13 protein-coding genes are annotated in these 17,934 nt (G+C 73.0%); 1 reads left to right on the top strand and 12 read right to left on the bottom strand.

The window, feature by feature from the left end:
- Window positions 1-176 precede the first annotated feature (176 nt).
- The 4 genes from ABZT03_RS22550 to ABZT03_RS22535 all read right to left on the bottom strand — a co-directional run bounded on the left by ABZT03_RS22550 (window position 177) and on the right by ABZT03_RS22535 (window position 5,174).
- Window positions 177-686 carry an O-acetyl-ADP-ribose deacetylase gene (locus tag ABZT03_RS22550; protein WP_356041935.1) on the bottom strand — a complete coding sequence of 170 codons (510 nt, stop codon included), beginning with the start codon at window positions 684-686 and terminating at the stop codon, window positions 177-179.
- Between the two features lie 80 nt (window positions 687-766).
- Window positions 767-2,176, bottom strand: a complete 1,410-nt coding sequence (locus ABZT03_RS22545) for an NAD(P)/FAD-dependent oxidoreductase (RefSeq protein ID WP_356041933.1) — start codon at window positions 2,174-2,176, stop codon at window positions 767-769.
- Window positions 2,177-2,299: 123 nt separating this feature from the next.
- A complete protein-coding gene (locus ABZT03_RS22540) occupies window positions 2,300-3,142 on the bottom strand; it encodes an inositol monophosphatase family protein (RefSeq protein ID WP_356041932.1) in 843 nt (280 codons plus the stop codon).
- A 109-nt stretch (window positions 3,143-3,251) separates the two neighbouring features.
- Window positions 3,252-5,174 carry a gamma-glutamyltransferase gene (locus ABZT03_RS22535; RefSeq protein WP_356041930.1) on the bottom strand — a complete coding sequence of 641 codons (1,923 nt, stop codon included), beginning with the start codon at window positions 5,172-5,174 and terminating at the stop codon, window positions 3,252-3,254.
- A 290-nt stretch (window positions 5,175-5,464) separates the two neighbouring features.
- Here ABZT03_RS22535 and ABZT03_RS22530 point away from each other — a divergent pair, with 290 nt between their 5' ends.
- Window positions 5,465-6,136 carry a hypothetical protein gene (locus ABZT03_RS22530; RefSeq protein ID WP_356041928.1) on the top strand — a complete coding sequence of 224 codons (672 nt, stop codon included), beginning with the start codon at window positions 5,465-5,467 and terminating at the stop codon, window positions 6,134-6,136.
- A gap of 22 nt (window positions 6,137-6,158) precedes the next feature.
- Here the strand turns inward: ABZT03_RS22530 and ABZT03_RS22525 are convergent, their stop codons facing one another.
- From ABZT03_RS22525 to ABZT03_RS22490, 8 genes are all read right to left on the bottom strand, one after another.
- On the bottom strand, window positions 6,159-7,685 hold the full coding sequence (locus ABZT03_RS22525) for an NCS1 family nucleobase:cation symporter-1 (RefSeq protein ID WP_356041926.1): 1,527 nt from the start codon (window positions 7,683-7,685) through the stop codon (window positions 6,159-6,161).
- A gap of 149 nt (window positions 7,686-7,834) precedes the next feature.
- Entirely contained in the window at window positions 7,835-8,854 is a 1,020-nt protein-coding gene (locus ABZT03_RS22520; protein ID WP_356041924.1) for a TIGR03842 family LLM class F420-dependent oxidoreductase, read from the bottom strand.
- Window positions 8,855-8,865: 11 nt separating this feature from the next.
- Window positions 8,866-10,266: a dihydropyrimidinase gene (gene hydA / locus ABZT03_RS22515; RefSeq protein ID WP_356041922.1), complete on the bottom strand. Its 1,401-nt coding sequence runs from the start codon at window positions 10,264-10,266 to the stop codon at window positions 8,866-8,868.
- Window positions 10,267-10,426: 160 nt separating this feature from the next.
- A complete protein-coding gene (locus ABZT03_RS22510) occupies window positions 10,427-11,269 on the bottom strand; it encodes a nitrilase-related carbon-nitrogen hydrolase (protein WP_356041920.1) in 843 nt (280 codons plus the stop codon).
- A 179-nt stretch (window positions 11,270-11,448) separates the two neighbouring features.
- Entirely contained in the window at window positions 11,449-13,020 is a 1,572-nt protein-coding gene (locus ABZT03_RS22505; RefSeq protein ID WP_356041918.1) for a PucR family transcriptional regulator, read from the bottom strand.
- Window positions 13,021-13,156: 136 nt separating this feature from the next.
- Window positions 13,157-14,440: an aspartate aminotransferase family protein gene (locus tag ABZT03_RS22500; protein WP_356041916.1), complete on the bottom strand. Its 1,284-nt coding sequence runs from the start codon at window positions 14,438-14,440 to the stop codon at window positions 13,157-13,159.
- Window positions 14,437-15,279, bottom strand: a complete 843-nt coding sequence (locus ABZT03_RS22495; protein WP_356041914.1) for a nitrilase-related carbon-nitrogen hydrolase — start codon at window positions 15,277-15,279, stop codon at window positions 14,437-14,439. The genes ABZT03_RS22500 and ABZT03_RS22495 overlap by 4 nt, the downstream gene beginning before the upstream one ends.
- Window positions 15,280-15,437: 158 nt before the next feature.
- The gene (locus tag ABZT03_RS22490) at window positions 15,438-17,426 is read right to left on the bottom strand and encodes a hypothetical protein (RefSeq protein WP_356041912.1); all 1,989 of its coding nucleotides are present in this window, start codon (window positions 17,424-17,426) and stop codon (window positions 15,438-15,440) included.
- Between the last annotated feature and the right edge of the window lie 508 nt (window positions 17,427-17,934).

The following is a 17,934-nucleotide window of genomic DNA, read 5'->3' as shown; positions in this document are numbered from 1 at the left end:
GCCGTCCCGGCACCGCGGCACCCGCCCCGCAGCGGTCGCCCGGCGGCACGGCCCCCGGCATGGAAGCGCCGTCCCGGCACCGCGGCACCCGCCCCGCAGCGGTCGCCCGGCGGCACGGCCCCACTCCGCAACCACCGTCCCCGCCCCAGGACCCCGACCGACAACCACCGGCCCCGTCAGCGCAGTTGCGCGACGAACGCCTCGTACGCCCGCTCGTCGAAGAGGACGAACCTGACCTCCTCGACCGATGTGGCGGTCCCCCGCACGGTCTCCACCGCGATCCGGGCGGCATCGTCCATGGGCCAGCCGTAGATGCCCGCGGAGACGGCCGGAAAGGCGACCGTGCGGGCGCCGAGCTCGTCCGCGACCCGGAGCGACTCCCGGTAGCAGGAGGCCAGCAGCTGCGAGTGGTCCTCCTCGCGGCTGTGGCGCGGGCCCACCGTGTGGATCACCCAGCGGGCGTCCAGTTCGCCCGCGGTGGTGGCGACCGCCCGGCCCGTGGCCAGGCCCTTGCCATAGTGCGAGGCGCGGAGCCGGCGGCAGTCGGCGAGGATCGCGGGGCCGCCCCGGCGGTGGATCGCGCCGTCGACGCCTCCGCCGCCGAGCAGGGAGGAGTTCGCCGCGTTGACGATCGCGTCGACGCTCTCGCGCGTGATGTCGCCCTGGACGAGCGTGATGGTGGCCATGTCCGTCTTCTACCAGGACCGCCGGGCCGCAACCCCGTCCATTGCGCGGGCGCGGCGCGGGAGCCGCCCCGCTGGCCGGATCACGTCTGGCGCAGCCGCCTCCACACCGCCCTGGCCGCGTTGTGCCCCGACATGCCGTGCACGCCCGGTCCGGGCGGGGTGGCCGAGGAACAGATGAACACGGCGGGGTGCGGGGTGCCGTAGGGGAACAGGGAGAGTTTGGGGCGCAGCAGCATCTGGAGCCCGGAGACCGCGCCGGAGGCGATGTCCCCGCCGACGTAGTTGGCGTTGCGGGCGGCGAGTTCGGGCGGTCCGGCGGTCGCGCGGGCCAGCACACGGTCCCGGAACCCCGGTGCGTAGCGCTCCAGTTGGCGTTCGATCGCGTCGGTGAGGTCCCCGGTCCAGCCGCTGGGGACGTGGCCGTACGCCCAGAAGACCTGCTTGCCGGCCGGGGCCCGCGTGGGGTCGGCGACGCCGGGCTGCACCGTGATGAGGAACGGCCGCTCGGGCGCACGGCGCTCGCGGGACGCGGCCCGCAGCGCCGCGCCGATCTCCCCGCTGTCGGCGCCGATCTGCACGGTCGAGGCGGAGCGCGCCTCCTTCGCCGTCCACGGCACCGGGCCGTCCAGGGCGTAGTCGACCTTGAAGACGCCGGGGCCGTAGCGGTAGCCCGCGTAGTGGTTGCCGAAGCCCGCGATCCTCGCCAGGGCGGTGGGCGAGGTGTCGAAGACGTAGGCGCGGGCGGGCGGCAGGTCGTCGAGGCGCTTGACCTCGTAGTCGGTGTGGACGGTTCCGCCGAGGTCCTTCAGGTAGGCGGCGAGGGCGTCGGAGAGGGACTGGGAACCGCCGCGTGCCACGGGCCAGCCGCGGGCGTGCGCCGCGAGGGCGAAGACCAGGCCGACGGCGCCGGTGGCGAACCCGGTGAGGGGGGCCATCACGTGCGCCACCAGGCCGGCGAACAGGGTCTTGGCGCGCTCGTCCTGGAAGCGGCGGGTCAGCCAGGCCGAGGGCGGCAGTCCGACGAGTCCGAAGCGGGCCAGCGTCACCGGGTCGCGGGGCAGCGCGGTGAGCGGCAGCGACATGAAGTCACGCACGAGCGTGTCCCACCGCGGCAGGAAGGGCTCGACCAGTCTGCGGTACGCCCCCGCGTCGCGCGGCCCGAACGAGGCGGCCGTCTCCGCGACCGAGCGGGAGAGCACGGCGGCGGTGCCGTCGGCGAAGGGGTGGGCCATGGGCAGGTCCGCGTGCAGCCATTCCAGGCCGTAGCGCTCCAGCGGAAGGGCGCGGAAGGCGGGTGAGTTGACGCCCAGGGGGTGGGCCGCCGAGCACGGGTCGTGGCGGAAACCGGGGAGGGTGAGCTCCTCGGTGCGCGCGCCGCCGCCCACGGTGTCCCGGGCCTCGAAGACGGCCACGGAGAAGCCGCGGCGGGCCAGCTCCACGGCAGCGGTCAGCCCGTTGGGCCCCGCACCCACCACGACCGCATCGAGCATCGACGGCACCTTCGGACCCCTTCGTCAGCCGGTGGCCAGAGGATCAGGATAGGCCGCGGAACGGACGGCACCCGGCCCAGGTCGGTATCTCCGGGCGCAACCCCTCACAACCTCCCGTTCGGATCAGGACGCGCTCAGCAGCTCCCGCACCCGGCGGGCCGTGGCCGCGTCGCGGGCCGCGGTGAACGGGAGTTCGTTGCCGCCCCTGATGCGGAACGGCTCACCCGTGCGGGTCAGGTGGACGCCGCCCGCCTCCTCGACCAGCAGCAGACCCGCCGCGTGGTCCCAGGCGGCCTCCCAGGAGAAGGCCGTGGCGTCCGACTCGCCACGGGCGACGGCGAGGTACTCCAGGCCGGCCGAACCGCACGCGCGCGGGGCCACGCCGTCCGTCCACAGGCCCAGCAGGGCGCGCTTCTGCTCCTGCGTCGTGTAGTCCGGGTGGGACGTGGCCACCCGCAGGTCGTGGCCGGGCCGGGCAGGACCTGCGTACAGGCGCTCGCCGTCGAGGAACGCGCCCCGCCCGCGTATCGCCGTGGCCAGCTGGTCGTGCGCGGGCGCGTAGGTCCAGGAGGCGCGCACGACGCCGTCGAGCGCGAGCGCGACCAGGGTGCAGAAGCCGGGGTCGCCGTGCACGAACTGCCGGGTGCCGTCGACCGGGTCGACGATCCACACCGGCGCCTCGCCCTGGATCGCGCCGTACACCGAGGGATCGGCGTGCACCGCTTCCTCGCCGACCACGACGGAGCCGGGCAGCAGGGTGCCGAGCGCCTCGGTGAGGTACTGCTCGGCCTTGCGGTCGGCGTCCGTCACCAGGTCGTGCGGGCCGGTCTTCTGGTCGACCTCGTGCGCGGCGAGGCGGCGGAAGCGGGGCAGGATCTCGGCGGCCGCCGCCTTGCGGACGGCTTCCTCCACCTCGGCACCGTGGCGGGCGAGAAACTCGTCGATGGTTTCCGTTGTCTCGATCATGTCCCCATGAGAGCACGCGCCACTGACAATCCCCGCCCAGCCCGTGCACCACGGGTGGAATCGGCATGAACACCCGGGTCCGGCACACAGCCGCCCGAACCGGCCGGCCTCAGCGTCCGACGGCGTACCCCTGCATGCCGCGCGGGTTCGCGGCCGCCGACAGGATCCCGGTCTCCGGGTCCCGCGCGACCGCGCACAGTCGGCCCTCGGACCAGGCCGCGCCCACCGTCACGTCGTGGCCGCGCCGCCGCAGTTCCGTGACGACGGCCGGGTCGGTGCGGGACTCCACCGTGACGCTTCCCGGTCGCGTGCCGCGCGGGAAGAAGGAGCCGGGGAAGCTGTCGTTGTGCCAGTTCGGGGCGTCGATCGCGCCCTGGAGGTCGAGGCCGCCGCGCACCTGTCCGCGCAGGGCCACCGCCAGGAAGAAGTGCAGCTGCCACTGGTCCTGCTGGTCCCCGCCGGGTGTGCCGAACGCCAGCACGGGCGCCCCGTCGCGCAGGGCGATCGAGGGGGTGAGCGTGGTGCGCGGCCGGCGGCCCGGGGTGAGGGAGTTCGGCAGACCCTGCTCCAGCCAGGTCATCTGGAGCCGGGTGCCGAGCGGAAAGCCCAGTTCGGGCACGACGGGGTTGGACTGGAGCCAGCCCCCGCTGGGCGTGGCCGCGACCATGTTGCCCCAGCGGTCGACGACGTCGAGGTGGCAGGTGTCCCCGCGGCTCGTCCCGTCGGGGGAAATCTCCGGCTCGCCGGGCACGGCGGACGTCGGAGGCTTGGCGACCGTCGGCTCACCGGCCCAGCCGGCCGTCGACCCGGCCGCCCACCCGGCCGTCGGCCCGCCCGCCCGCGCGTGCGCGGGTTCCCCGACGACCGCCACGGTCGGCTCGCCGGACCCCGGCGGGTACTGGCCGAGGGCGTCGCCGCCCGCCCCGCGCGCGTACGCGCACAGGCGCGGGGTGCGCCCGCCCGGTGTGCCGGGCCGCAGTTCGTACGAGGCCTTGTCGCCGACGAGTTCACGCCGGGCCGCGTTGTACCGCGCCGAGAGCAGTTCGCGCAGCGGCACCTCGGCCGCGTCCCCGTACCAGGCCTCCCGGTCGGCCATGGCCAGCTTGCAGCCCTCGATCAGCAGATGGACGTAGTCGGCCGAGCCGTACCGGGGCAACTCATGTGGCAGCAGGGCGAGTTGCTGAAGCAGGACGGGACCCTGGCTCCAGGGGCCCGCCTTGCACACCCTCCAGCCGTTCCAGTCGTACGTCGCCGGCTCCTCGTAGGTCGCGGACCACCCGGCGAGGTCGGCGGCCGTCAGGGTGCCGGTGTGGCGCTCCCCGCTGGTGTCCAGGGTGGGCCGGCCCGCCTGCCGCACCAGGGCCTCGGCGATGAAGCCGGTGCGCCACACCTCCCGTGCCGCCTCGATCTGCGCCACCCGGTCCCCCGCGCCGGCGACCTCGGCGAGCAGCCGTCTCCAGGTGGCGGCGAGGGCGGGGTTGCGCAGGAGCCTCCCCGGCCGGGGCGCGCTGCCGCCGGGCAGGTACACCTCCGCCGACGAGGTCCACTCCGTCTCGAACAGCTCCCGTACCGTCTCGACGGTCGCGCCGATGTTCTCCACCGGCGCGTGCCCGTGCTCGGCGTAGCCGACGGCGTACGCCAGGACGTCGGCGAGACGCTTGGTGCCGTGGTCGCGCAGCAGGAGCATCCAGGCGTCGAAGGCGCCGGGGACGGCCGCCGCGAGCGGGCCCGTGCCCGGGACCAGTTCGAGACCGAGGCCCCGGTAGTGGGCGGGGGTCGCACCGGCCGGAGCGACGCCCTGTCCGCACAGGACCCGGACCTCGCCGCCCGCCGGGGCGAGCAGGATCGGCACCTCGCCGGCCGGCCCGTTGAGGTGCGGCTCGACGACGTGCAGCACGAAGGCGCCGGCCACCGCCGCGTCGTAGGCGTTGCCGCCGCTCTCCAGCACGGCCATCGCGGACTGCGAGGCCAGCCAGTGCGTGGACGACACCATTCCGAAGGTGCCCTGGAGGGTGGGGCGGGTGGTGAACACGGGCGGACTCCTCACTGCGCGGCGGCCGGTCCGGCGATCGTACGCACCGCGTCCCCCGCGCCCGCGGGCCTCACCCGGCCGGCGCGGACCGGGGAGCGGACCGGGGAGCGGACCCGCGAACCCGCACTCCCTCGAGACATAACAGGACACTCAACGCATCGACGGCGGGCCCCAGTCACCGCACAGGCACGGAGCGAGTTCGGCCTTCCGCCCCACAGGGACTCGTGTGACACTGGCGTCCCCCGCCCGCCGTGCGGACCTCCGCACCCTCCCCCCACGAGAAGTGCGCTGTGCAATCCCTGCCTCTGCCGCTCACCCTCACCGCGCGTCTGTCTCCGGTCGTCGTGCTCGCCGCGGCCGGCTGGGCGCTGTCGTCCGGCCCGCTCGCCCCGGCACCGAAGACGGAGCACACGGCGGACGGGAGGACGGCCGCCACCCAGTCGCCCACCGCCCCCTCGACGTCGGCCGCCTCCAGGACGTACGCCGCCGCGCCCGCGCCCTGCGGCAGCGTGACCACGAAGACGATCACGGCGCTGGTGCCGGGCGCGAAGACGGCGGGCAAGGAGATCCCCTCCACGGACACGAAGGCGCGCCGCACCTGCTCCTGGAACGCGCTCAAGGGCTTCGACTACCGCTGGCTGGACGTGTCCTTCGAGCTCACCGCCTCCGACGAGGCGGCGCGGAAGTCGTACAAGGAGCGGCTCGCGGACAAGAGCGGTGGCGGTGCCGTCCCGGGGCTCGGCGACGCGGGGTACTCCGTCGTCAACCTGACCACCGAGGACAAGCAGCAGACGCGCGAGGGCGTGGTGATCGCCCAGGTGTCCAACGCGCTGGTGGTCGTCACCTACAACGGCAGTGACTTCGAGTCGAAGAAGGCGCCGAGCACGGACGTGATCAACAAGGGGGCCATCAAGGCCGCCAAGGAGGCGGTGGCGGCGCTGGAGGGCGGCCAGAAGGTCTGACCGCCCCCGTTCGGCGTGGGTCCTACGCCTCCAGGCGGTCCCTGCCCCGGGCCAGCATCAGCGCGAGGTACAGCACCGTCGAGGTGCCGAGGCCCACCGCCCAGCCGTAGTCGGCGAGCGACTTCAGCGCGGGGATCGGCCGGCCGTCGACCAGCGGGTGGAAGTCGGCGCCGCCGACGGCCAGCACGCCGCCGACCAGGAAGGCGGCCACCGCCCGCCAGTTCCAGCCACCGTCGTACCAGTAGCGTCCGCCGGTGCGGTAGAGGTCGGTGAGGTCGAGCTTGCCGCGGCGCAGGATCCAGTAGTCGGCGATGAGGATGCCGGCGACCGTGCCGAGCAGACCGCCGACCAGGCCGAGCCAGGTGAAGATGTAGCCCTGCGGGTCCGAGTACAGCTTCCACGGGAAGATCAGCACGCCGAGCACGCAGGTGGTGAGCGCGCCCGCCCGGAAACTGATCCTGCGGGGCGCGATGTTGGAGAAGTCGAAGGCCGGCGAGACCAGGTTGGCCGCGATGTTCACGGACAGGGTCGCCACCAGCACGGTGACCAGCGCGAACAGCAGGCCCACGACGTTGTCCGTCTTCGCGGCCAGCTGTACCGGGTCCCAGATCGTCTCGCCGTAGACCGCCTGCGAGCCGGAGGTGACCAGCACCGACAGGAAGGCGAACAGGGTCATGGTGGTCGGCAGTCCGAGCGCCTGTCCCCAGGTCTGCGCCTTCTGGCTCCTGCCGTACCGGGTGAAGTCCGGGATGTTCAACGACAGCGTCGACCAGAAGCCGATCATGCCCATGAGGGAGGGCCAGAACAGTTTCCAGAAGTCGGCGCCCCAGCCGAGCTTCGAGGGCTGGTCGAGCAGCGGGCCGAAGCCGCCCGCCTTGTCGCTCATCCAGATCAGCATCACGACCGCGCCGACGAGCACGAAGGGCGCCGCCCAGTTCTCGAAGCGGCGGATCGTCTCCATGCCCCGGTAGATGATCGCGATCTGCAGCACCCAGAACAGCGCGAACGACAGCCACATGGTCCAGGCGTAGCCGCCGATGTGCGAGGCGTTCGCCCAGCTGTCGCCGATCAGTTTGCCGGCCAGGAAGTAGATGGCCTCGCCGCCGATCCAGGTCTGGATACCGAACCAGCCGCAGGCCACCAACGCCCGCACGACGGCGGGGAGGTTGGCGCCGCGGACGCCGAAGGAGGCGCGGGCGAAGACGGGGAAGGGGATGCCGTACTTGGGTCCCGCGTGCCCGGTGAGCAGCATCGGGACCAGCACGATCAGGTTGGCCAGGGCGATGGTGAGCACCGCCTGCTTCCAGTCCATGCCGACGGCGATCAGTCCGGAGGCCAGGGTCCAGGAGGCGGTGTTGTGGGCCATGCCGACCCACAGGGCGGAGAAGTTGTACGTGGTCCAGGTGCGCTTCTCCACCGGAACCGGCAGCAGGTCCGCGTTGGCGTAGGGGCCGCTCGGGGCGGCGGCGCCCGGGGCGAGCTCCACCCGGCCGTCGGCGAGGGTGACTTGGGCGGACGGCGGTATGGCCGTGGGAGCGGTGTCGGTCATGGGCAGGCCAATCGATCAGGTGGGACGGGAGAGGCCGTGCGGGCGGTGCCGGTGGGGGGTACTGCCCCCTTCCCTGAACGGGACTGCGGGAAGGGGGAGATCGGTGGGGTCGGAGACGGCAGGGGCGGCCGGGCGGGGGGACCGGCGGGTCAGCCGTTGACGGCCGGGATCACCGTCGCGCCGTAGGCGTCGATGGTGGCTTCCTGGGCGTCGTGCATGTCGTAGACGGCGAACTGGTCGACGCCCAGCTCGCGCAGCGCGTTCAGCTTCTCGACGTGCTTCTCGGCCGGGCCGACGACGCAGAACCGGTCGACGATCTCGTCGGGCACGAACTGCGTGTCGGGGTTGTCGCTGCGCCCGTGGTGCGAGTAGTCGTAGCCCTCGCGGGCCTTGATGTAGTCGGTGAGTTCGTCGGGTACGGCACCGGAGTGCTCGCCGTACTTGGAGACCAGGTCGGCAACGTGGTTGCCGACCATCCCGCCGAACCAGCGGCACTGCTCGCGCGCGTGGGCGAGGGCTTCCGGCGAGTCGTCCGCGGTGACGTAGGCGGGAGCGGCGACGCAGATCTTCACCTCGGACGGGTCGCGCCCGGCGGCGACGGCCGCGTCCTTCACCGCCTTGACCATGTACTCGGTGAGGTAGAGGTCGGCGAGCTGGAGGATGAACCCGTCGGCCTCCTCGCCGGTCATCTTCAGCGCCTTGGGCCCGTACGCGGCCATCCACACGGGGAGTTCGGCGCCCGGCCTGATCCACGGGAACCTGATCACCGTGCCGCCGAGGTCGGCCTCGTCGCCGCGGCCCAGGGCCCGGATGACCTTCATCGCCTCGCTGATGCGGGCCAGCGTGTTGGGCTTGCGGCCCGCGACCCGCATCGCGGAGTCGCCGCGGCCGATGCCGCACACGGTGCGGTTGCCGAACATGTCGTTGAGGGTGGCGAAGGTGGAGGCGGTGACCTCCCAGGTGCGGGTGCCCGGGTTGGTGACCATCGGGCCGACCGTCAACTTCGTCGTGTTGGCCAGGATCTGACTGTAGATCACGAACGGCTCCTGCCACAGCACGGCGGAGTCGAAGGTCCAGCCGTGGGTGAAGCCGCTCCGTTCGGCGCGCTTCATCAGGCTGATGACCCGCGAGGCCGGCGGGTCGGTCTGCAGGACGAGTCCGAAGTCCATGAGCGCCACTCCTAGTTGAGGTACTGACAGGTGGAGCGCGGGGTGTAGACGCCGTGACCCGCGCGTCCGGTGTACTCCCGCTCGGTGATGACGCTCTCGCCGCGTGAGAGGACCGTCTCGACCCGGCCGGTGAGGCGCCTGCCCTCGTACGCCGAGTAGTCGACGTTCATGTGGTGCGTCTCGGCGGACACGATCTGCTCGGCGTGCGGGTCGTAGACGACGATGTCGGCGTCGGCGCCCGGGGCGATGGTGCCCTTCTTCGGGTACATGCCGAACATACGGGCCGGGGTGGCGCAGGCGATCTCGATCCAGCGACGGCGCGTGATGTGTCCGTCGACCACGGCCTGGTGCAGCAGGTCCATGCGGTTCTCGACGCCCGGCAGACCGTTGGGGATCTTCGAGAAGTCGCCCCGGCCGAGCTCCTTCTGCCCCACGAAGCAGAAGGGGCAGTGGTCCGTCGACACCACCTGGAGGTCGTTGGTGCGCAGGCCCCGCCACAGCGCCGCCTGGTGCTCGCGCGGCCTGAGCGGAGTGCTGCACACGTACTTCGCACCCTCGAAGTCGGGCTCCGCGAGATTGTCGGTGGACAGGAACAGGTACTGCGGGCAGGTCTCGCCGAACACGTTCAGGCCCTCGTCGCGGGCCCGGGCGAGTTCGGCGACCGCCTCCTGCGCGGAGACGTGCACGACGTACAGGGGTGCCCCCGCCACCTGCGCGAGCTTGATGGCCCGGTGGGTGGCCTCCGCCTCCAGCAGGGCCTTGCGGACCTCGCCGTGGTAGCGGGGGTCGGTCTCGCCGCGCGCCAGGGCCTGTTCGACCAGGACGTCGATGGCGATGCCGTTCTCGGCGTGCATCATGATCAGGCCGCCGTTCTCGGCGGAGCGCTGCATGGCGCGCAGGATCTGGCCGTCGTCGCTGTAGAAGACGCCCGGGTAGGCCATGAACTGCTTGAAGGAGGTGACACCTTCCTCGACGAGGTGGTCCATCTCCTTGAGCGTCCCCTCGTTCACGTCGGAGACGATCATGTGGAAGCCGTAGTCGATCGCGCAGTTGCCCTCGGCCTTGGCGTGCCAGGCGTCCAGGCCCGCGCGCAGGGACTGCCCGACGCTCTGCACCGCGAAGTCGACGATCGTGGTCGTCCCGCCCCAGGCGGCGGCCCGGGTGCCGGTCTCGAAGGTGTCGGAGGCGAAGGTGCCGCCGAACGGCAGCTCCATGTGGGTGTGGGCGTCGACCCCGCCCGGGATGACGTACTTGCCGGTGGCGTCGATGGTCCGCTCGGCGGTCCACGCCTCGGCGGCCGCGGTGCCGGACGCGGCGAGGGCGGCGATCCGCCCGTCCTCGACCAGGACGTCGGCGTGGATCTCGTCGGACGCGGTGATGACGAGGCCACCACGGATGACGGTACGGCTCATGCTCGCTCTCCTTCCGGTCGTGCGTGCGCTGGTGCGTGCACGGGGGGAGTCCCGCTGCTGTCAGGGGCTGTGGTCAACGCTGTTTCCTCACAGGGGAGTCGATGGGGCCCGCGGGCCCGGCCCCCGTGCGCCGGGCCCGCGGGTGCTGGTCCGGTGCCGGTCAGGGGGCGGTGAGCGGGGAGTACGCGTCGGGACGGCGGTCGCGGTAGAACTGCCAGCGGTCGCGCACCTCGCGCAGCTTGGCGAGGTCCAGGTCGCGCACGACCAGTTCCGTCTCCTTGTCGCCGGCCACCTCGCCGACGAACTGGGCCTCGGGGTCGACGAAGTACGACGTCCCGTAGAAGTCGTTGTCGCCCAGTTCCTCGACACCGACCCGGTTGATGGCGCCGACGAAGTACTCGTTGGCGGCGGCCGCGGCCGGCTGCTCCAGCTGCCACAGGTAGGCGGACAGGCCGCGGGAGGTGGCCGAGGGGTTGAAGACGATCTCGGCGCCCTCCAGGCCGAGGGCGCGCCAGCCCTCCGGGAAGTGCCGGTCGTAGCAGATGTAGACGCCGATCCGGCCGACGGCCGTGTCGAAGACGGGCCAGCCGCTGTTGCCCGGGCGGAAGTAGAACTTCTCCCAGAAGCCGGGCACCTGCGGGATGTGGTGCTTGCGGTACTTGCCGAGGTACGAGCCGTCCGCGTCGATCACGGCGGCGGTGTTGTAGAGGACGCCCGGCTGCTCCTCCTCGTACATCGGAAGGACGAGGACGAGACCCAGTTCCCTGGCGAGTGCCTGGAAGCGCTTGACGATCGGGCCGTCGGGAATCTGCTCGGCGTACTCGTAGAACGCCTTGTCCTGGACCTGGCAGAAGTACGGTCCGTAGAACAGCTCCTGGAAGCACAGGACTTGGGCACCCTGCGCGGCGGCGTCGCGGGCCGCCTGCTCGTGCACCTGGATCATGGACTCCTTGTCGCCCGTCCAGGCGGTCTGGAAGAGGGCGGCACGGATCACTGTGCTCATCGGGACCTCCGGTCGCTCGGTGTGCGAGAAGACTAGGAAGTCCGAAATCAGGCTTTGAGTTGCACGGTGTCACGTCTGCGGGCAGGCAGCGTGCCACGGTGTCACCCTGTCGTGGGCCCATGTTTCACCGCCGTTTTCCCAGGTGGTTCTGCGTTTCCGCACTGTTTCCCGGTGTCGTCTCACGCCTGTTGCGCGTCGTGCGCGAGGAGCGCGATGTGCACCGAGGCGGCCTGCTCGAAGTCGTCGAGGTCCACGCCCAGCCGGGCCTGTATCGCCTCCAGGCGGCGGTACAGCGCGGGCCGGGACACGTGGTGGAGCTGCGCCGTGCGGGACTTGTTGCGGCCGCTGGCGAGATACGTCCGCAGCACGGCGAGCAGGTCCTCGCCGGCCTCGCACAGCAGCCCGTCCAGTTCACGTTCCGCGAAGGACTGCACGTGCGGGTCGTCGCGCAGCAGTCTGATCAGGCCCCGCAGATGGACGTCCTTGAGGCGCACGACGGCGGGCAGGTCCAGGGCGGCCGAGGAGTCGGCCACGGCGTCGGCGACGTGCCGCGCCTCGCGCAGACCGGCCGGCACGTCGTCCCAGGCGGTGCGCGCGTCGGCGGCCGCCACCACCGCCTTGGTGGACCCCGACTCCGAGCGCAGCCGGGCCGCGAAGTGCGCGGTGAGCGCCTGGTCGTCCTGGTCGCGGGCGAGGCTGAGCAGGACGGCGGTGGCCCGGTCGGCCAGCTCGGCGACGAGGCCGGTCAGGCCCAGCATGCGCAGGACCCGGTCGAGCTGGGCCGGCTCGCCGTGCTGGACGACGAGCGGGACGAAGGTGCGCCGGTTGACGGGCAGTCCGGCCGCGCGGGCCCGCGGCAGCAGCTGCCGCGCCGGTACGACCCCGGAGACCAGGTCGGTCATCAGGCTCTGCGCGGACTGCTCCTCCCAGGTGTGCGCGGAGGTGCCGCCGAGCATCCGGTGCAGGACGAGGGCCTCGGCGGCACGGTCGGCGAGCAGGCGCCCGGTGGCGGTGTCGCCGCGGTGCCCGCACAGCGTGATCCGGCCCCAGCGCTCACCGCGCCCGGCGAGTTCGGCGCGGACCCAGCCGTCGACCTCGCTGCCGCCGGCCTGCCGGGAGATGCGCTCCCAGTCGCGCAGCACGTCGTCGACGGCCGGCCGCTCCCCCGCCGTGGCGAGTACGCGGTGGGCGAGGTTGGTGACGACGACGGGGCAGCCGCCGTGCTGCGCGATCTCGTCGAGCAGGCGCTGCAGGGGCGCGCCCGCGGTGATGAGTCCGGTGAGCGCGGTCCGGACCGCCTCCGAGAGGCTGACGGCGGCGAACTCCCGCCGCACCAGCCGGGACTGGACCTCCTCCGTCAGTGCGGCGAAGGGGAACGGCCGGTGCAGCACGATCATGGGCAGTCCGCACCGCTCGGCGGCCCGGCGCATCACGTCCGGCGGCGCCGGGAACGCGCGGCCCAGCCCGAGCACGAGGGCCGCGGCCTCCGCGCGGTGCAGGGACTGGACGTACTCGGCCTGCGCGGCGTCGTCGCCGGCGAGCAGCACACCGGTGGTGAGGACCATCTCGCCCCCGGTGAGCATCACGCCGACGTCGGGGGCCTCGGCGACGTGCACCCAGCGCACCGCCCGGTCGAGGCGGCTCGCACCGGCCACCACCTCGGGCTCGCCGGCGAGCACGCGTTCCAGCGCGAGGACCTGGCGCACCGACAGGGACTGCTCCAGCTGCTTCTGGTGCTCCGGGACGGTCATCGCGGCCCCCTCCTCTGCTTGGGCCCGGTCCGGGCGCCGCGGCCCGCGCCGGGAACCCGGCCGCGTCCGGTCCGAGTGGGACCGCCGCGCGCTCGGCTCCCGAGCCCGGGCCCGCCTCCGACGCTCACCCGCCCTGCTACCGGACGCTCCGCAGGGCGCGTTCGAGGATGGCGGCGCCCTCCTCGGCCTCGGCGACGGTGAGGGACAGCGGCGGGGCGACCCGCAGGGCGCTGGTGTCGTGGCCGCCGCCCTTGCCGATGAGCAGCCCCTGCGCGCGGGCCGTCTCCAGCACGGCGGCCGCCGCGTCGGGGTCGGCCCGGTCGGTGCCGGGTCTGACCAGCTCGACACCGATCATGAGTCCCCGGCCGCGCACCTCCCGTACGCCCGGAATCTGCGCCGCGACGCCCCGCAGCCGCTCGATGAGCATCCCGCCGACCCGCCGGGCGTTGCCCTGGAGGTCGTGTTCCAGCAGGTACGCAAGGTTGGCGAGGCCCGCGGCCATGGTGATCTGGGTGCCGCCGAACGTCGAGATGCTGTTGGCGTCCAGGCAGTTCATGATCTCCGCGCGGGCGACGACCCCGCCGATGGACATCCCGTTGCCGATGCCCTTGGCGAAGGTGAGCATGTCCGGCGGGCCGTTGCGGGCGTGCGCCTGCCAGCCCCAGAAGTGGTCGCCGGTGCGGCCCCAGCCGGTCTGCACCTCGTCGGCGATCCACAGGATGCCGCGTTCCTGGAGCACCTCGCGGAAGGCCGCGTACAGGCCGTCCGGCGGTGAGGTGAATCCGCCGACGCCTTGCACGGGTTCGGCGATCAGGGCCGCGGGGGGCCGGGTGTGGCCGAGGAGGTCCCGGAGGTCGTCGACGCAGGCGGCCACGAAGTCGTCGTCGCCGAGCGCGGCGAAGGGGCCGCGGGTGCGCACCCCGCCGTGGACGTACAGCGTCTGCAGCGGGGACAGCGAGGTCGGGGACCAGCCGCGGTTGCCGGTGATGCCGACCGCGCTGAAGGAACGGCCGTGGTAGCTGTTGCGCATCGCGAGGACCGTGTTGCTGCGCCGGTACGCCGTCGCCAGCATCAGGGCCGTGTCGTTGGCCTCCGTGCCGGAGGTGGTGAAGAAGACCCGGGCGTCCGGGATGCCCGACAGCTGGGCGATGCGCTCGGCCAGCTCCACCATCGGCCGGTTGAGGTACAGGGTGGACGAGTGGACGATCCGCCCGGCCTGCTCGGCGACCGCCTTCGTCACCTCGGGCAGCGCGTGCGCGGTCATGGTGGTGAGGATGCCGCCGAAGAAGTCGAGGTACCGGTTCCCCTCGGAGTCCCAGACGTGCCGGCCCTCGCCGTGCGTGATCTCCAGCGGTTCGTCGTAGTAGAGGGCGAGCCAGTCGGGCAGCACGGCCCGGTGGCGCGCGTACAGGTCGTTCACGGCCGCACCAGCCCGTCGTACGCGTCGGGACGGCGGTCGCGGTAGAACGCCCACTGCTGCCGCACCTCCTCGACGAGGTCGAAGTCGAGGTCGCGGACGACGAGTTCCTCCTTGCTGTCGCTGGCGACCTCCCCCACGAACTGGCCGCGCGGGTCGACGAAGTAGCTCGTGCCGTAGAAGTCGTTGTCGCCGTACTCCTCCTGGCCGACGCGGTTGATCGCGGCGACGAAGTACTCGTTGGCTACGGCGGCGGCGGGCTGCTCCAGCCGCCACAGGTGGGAGGACAGCCCGCGGTGGGTGGCGGAGGGGTTGTAGACCAGCTGGGCGCCGTTGAGGCCGAGCTGGCGCCAGCCCTCCGGGAAGTGGCGGTCGTAGCAGATGTAGACGCCGACCTTGCCGACCGCGGTGTCGAAGACGGGCCAGCCGATGTTGCCCGGCTTGAAGTAGTACTTCTCCCAGAAGCCCTTGACCTGCGGAATGTGGTGCTTGCGGTACTTGCCGAGGAAGGTGCCGTCGGCGTCGATGACGGCCGCGGTGTTGTAGTAGAAGCCGGACTGCTCGACCTCGAAGACCGGGACGACGATCACCATGCCGGTCTCGCGCGCGAGCTCCTGCATACGACGGGTGGTCGGCCCGTCGGGCACCGGCTCGGCCCAGCGGTAGTGCTCCGGTTCCTGGACCTGACAGAAGTAGGGAGCGTTGAACACTTCCTGGAACCCGATGACCTTGGCGCCCTGCCGGGCCGCCTCACGGGCGTGCTCCTCGTGTTTCGCCACCATGGACTCGGTGTCGCCGGTCCAGGTGGCCTGGACCAGAGCGGCGCGTACGACGTTGGCCATGAGCTGCTCCTTCGACGGGACGCCAAAGCCTCTACGCCCGTAGACGAAAGCCGTAGAGGGTCGAACGTAAGCCTCCGGGAGAGGCTTGCCAAGACCATCGTCGTTAACCCGCGGAGTCGATCACGTTTCACACTCCGGTGGGCGAGCCGCAGGGCCGATCAGGCGGTGAAGCCCGCCACCCGCAGTGCGTGGACCAGATCCCAGTGGCGCTCCTCGGAGACGCCCCGGGCGGCCTCCAGCAGCAGCGGCACGAGCGTCCGCGGGCCCGGCTCGGCGCTGCGCGCCGCCTCCTCCGGGGTGCGGACGCGGACGTAGGCGTCGAGCAGCGCGCGGATCTCGCGGAGGCGGTCCTCGGCGGCCAGCGTGAGGACGGCCCGCCCTATCTCGGCGGCCGGCCGGGCCACGCCCTGGCGCAGGATCTGCTCGCCGTCGGTGCCGCGCCCGGCCGCGACCAGCGCGTCGGCCGCGGCGACCAGCCGGTCGGCGGGCAGGGAGGCGGCCTCCCACAGGAGGGTCGCCCAGTCCGCGCCGAGCCCCGTGCGCTGCATCTCGGCGGCGAGGAGCGGGAAGCGGGCGGCGGGCCAGTACGCGATCTCGACCAGCAGGGCGTGCGCCTCCCCGCTGCGGCCCTGCCGCCGCAGCCGGACGAGGGTCGCGACCGTCTCGGCGGTCTCCCGCCCCGCCTCCGCGTCCAGCGGCTCGGGCCGCTGCCGGGGCGGCTCGGGGGCCTCCGCGGCCCCGGCGAAACGCGCCCCGCGCGGGCTGCGACCGGTGGCCGGCCGCGACACGGGAGCGGCCGCGCTCTCCGGCGGTACGACGGCGGGGGCGGCCTCCTCCCCGGCGTCCGCCATCCCGGCGAACCGGGCACTGCCCCGCCGACGCTTGCGCTGCTTCGGGACGGTGTCGGGGGTGGGGGTCGGGGTGCGGGTGGGGACAGTGCCCAGGGCGGGTCGGTGTGCGGTGGGGGTGTGTGGGCCGGGTTCGGCGGAGGGGGGTGTGGTGGTCTGGGCGAGATCAGTGTGGTCGGTCTGATCGGTGAGGTCGGTCCGATCGGTGCGACCAGCGTGTCCGGCGGGTCCGGCTTCTCCGTGGGAGGGGGTGTGATCGGTGCCGGTGGCCCAGGGGGCCTGGTCCGCGTCGGCGGCGTGGGGGGTGCGGTGATCACCGGCGGCCCGGGTGGCCGGGGAGCCGCCGGCGGTGTGGGCCTGGGAGAAGTCGCCGGCCGTGCGGGCCTGGGTGTACTCATCGGTTGCGCGGGCCGGGGTGTACTCGTCGGCCGTGCGGGCCGGGGCGTACTCGCCGGTGCCGTGAGCCGGGGTGTACTCGTCGGCCGTGCGGCCCGGGGTGTACTCGCCGGTGCCGTGAGCCGGGGTGTACTCGTCGGCCGTGCGGCCCGGGGTGTACTCGCCGGTGCCGTGAGCCGGGGCGTACTCGTCGGCCGTATGCGCGCTGGGCGTCGGCTGATGGTCGCCGGTTCGTTCCGGGCCGGTGGGGCCGCCCTCCCGCGCGCCCGTCGCGCGGGGCACGTCGCGTTGCTGCGGCAGGCCGGCGAACCCGGCGTCGGACCCGGCACGACCGCTACCACCCCACGGTGCGCCGCCCGGTCCACGCGGGTCCGACCGCGCCTGCCCCTCGACCCTGCGCCGGTCCAGCTCGGCAGCGCGGGAGCGGAGTTCGGAGCAGCGGCGGGTGGCCCGTTCATGGTCGTCTCGGGCCCAGGCGAGGTCGAGACGGATGGCGTCGGCCTCCTCCTGGGTGGTGGCCGAGGCGAGCGACCGGTTCAGGTCCGCCTGGCGTTCGGCGGCGTACCGCTGCTCGCGGAGCATCACGTCGAACCGGTCACCGAGGGCGTCCCGGCCGCCGGGACGGTCGTCGTGGGCGGCGACGGCGGCGGAGTGCAGCGTCCGGGCGCGTCCCGTCTCGGCGGTGGCCAGGGTGGGGCCGTAGCCGGCCGCGAGGTCCTGGAGGAGCGCCTCCACCACGTCCCAGGGCGGAATCTCGTGTCCGTCGAGGCAGGCTCGCATGCCGTCCGGGTCGCGCTGCCAGAACACGGCGCTCCAGCCGTCGCGCTGATCCACGCGCGCCAGCAGACCGTTCAGGTAGTTCGCGAACTCCCGCACCTGTCCCGGGAGTTGATCCACAGCCATTGCCCAACTCCCGCCAGACCGGAGCACTCCGGTCCGTAGGGAACACCAGTCGTGTTACGGCGTCGCTACGGTCAGTTTTCCACGGGAAACGCAGACGCTGTCCGACACCCGGCGCGGCAGCGCGGGACCGGACCGGCGCCCCGGGCGCACGCCCCGCCCCACCAGGCGACTTGCCGCGATCATGACCGGCGCCCGCTCTTCCTTTGAACGAGGTCCTGCCTCGAATCGAGCCTGGGGACAAGGGAGTCGAAGGGCCGGAACCTGAGGTGGGGCGACCGGATCCCACCCCTGGGCGGGCTCGCCCGCCCGGGCGCGTCTCCTGAAGGTGCTGTGCACCGGCGATCGTGCGATCGTGTTCTACGAGCGCGAAGGCGGCCCACGCCCGCGTGGCACCCCGGGGCTGTGTCTCCACCGAGCCCCGGCGGCCCGTCGCCCTCCGCTGTCCGGGACCGCCCGAACGCCCCGGCCGGCGTGGTGGTGAGCCGCCCCACCGAGCCCGGGTGAGGGT

This window comes from Streptomyces sp. NPDC005574 (assembly GCF_040605435.1).
Classification (GTDB): Bacteria; Actinomycetota; Actinomycetes; order Streptomycetales; family Streptomycetaceae; genus Streptomyces.
Note: the sequence above shows the minus strand (reverse complement) of the source record. Positions and strands in the feature narration are given on the sequence as shown.

What these genes read in the sequence shown, in the direction of transcription:
- ABZT03_RS22520 (WP_356041924.1), bottom strand. Translation starts at nt 8,854, where the DNA reads ATGGACTTCGGACTCGTCCTGCAGACCGACCCGCCGGCCTCGCGGGTC.
- ABZT03_RS22495 (WP_356041914.1), bottom strand. Translation starts at nt 15,279, where the DNA reads ATGGCCAACGTCGTACGCGCCGCTCTGGTCCAGGCCACCTGGACCGGC.
- ABZT03_RS22550 (WP_356041935.1), bottom strand. Translation starts at nt 686, where the DNA reads ATGGCCACCATCACGCTCGTCCAGGGCGACATCACGCGCGAGAGCGTC.
- ABZT03_RS22490 (WP_356041912.1), bottom strand. Translation starts at nt 17,426, where the DNA reads ATGGCTGTGGATCAACTCCCGGGACAGGTGCGGGAGTTCGCGAACTAC.
- hydA (WP_356041922.1), bottom strand. Translation starts at nt 10,266, where the DNA reads ATGAGCCGTACCGTCATCCGTGGTGGCCTCGTCATCACCGCGTCCGAC.
- ABZT03_RS22540 (WP_356041932.1), bottom strand. Translation starts at nt 3,142, where the DNA reads ATGATCGAGACAACGGAAACCATCGACGAGTTTCTCGCCCGCCACGGT.
- ABZT03_RS22510 (WP_356041920.1), bottom strand. Translation starts at nt 11,269, where the DNA reads ATGAGCACAGTGATCCGTGCCGCCCTCTTCCAGACCGCCTGGACGGGC.
- ABZT03_RS22545 (WP_356041933.1), bottom strand. Translation starts at nt 2,176, where the DNA reads ATGCTCGATGCGGTCGTGGTGGGTGCGGGGCCCAACGGGCTGACCGCT.
- ABZT03_RS22505 (WP_356041918.1), bottom strand. Translation starts at nt 13,020, where the DNA reads ATGACCGTCCCGGAGCACCAGAAGCAGCTGGAGCAGTCCCTGTCGGTG.
- ABZT03_RS22525 (WP_356041926.1), bottom strand. Translation starts at nt 7,685, where the DNA reads ATGACCGACACCGCTCCCACGGCCATACCGCCGTCCGCCCAAGTCACC.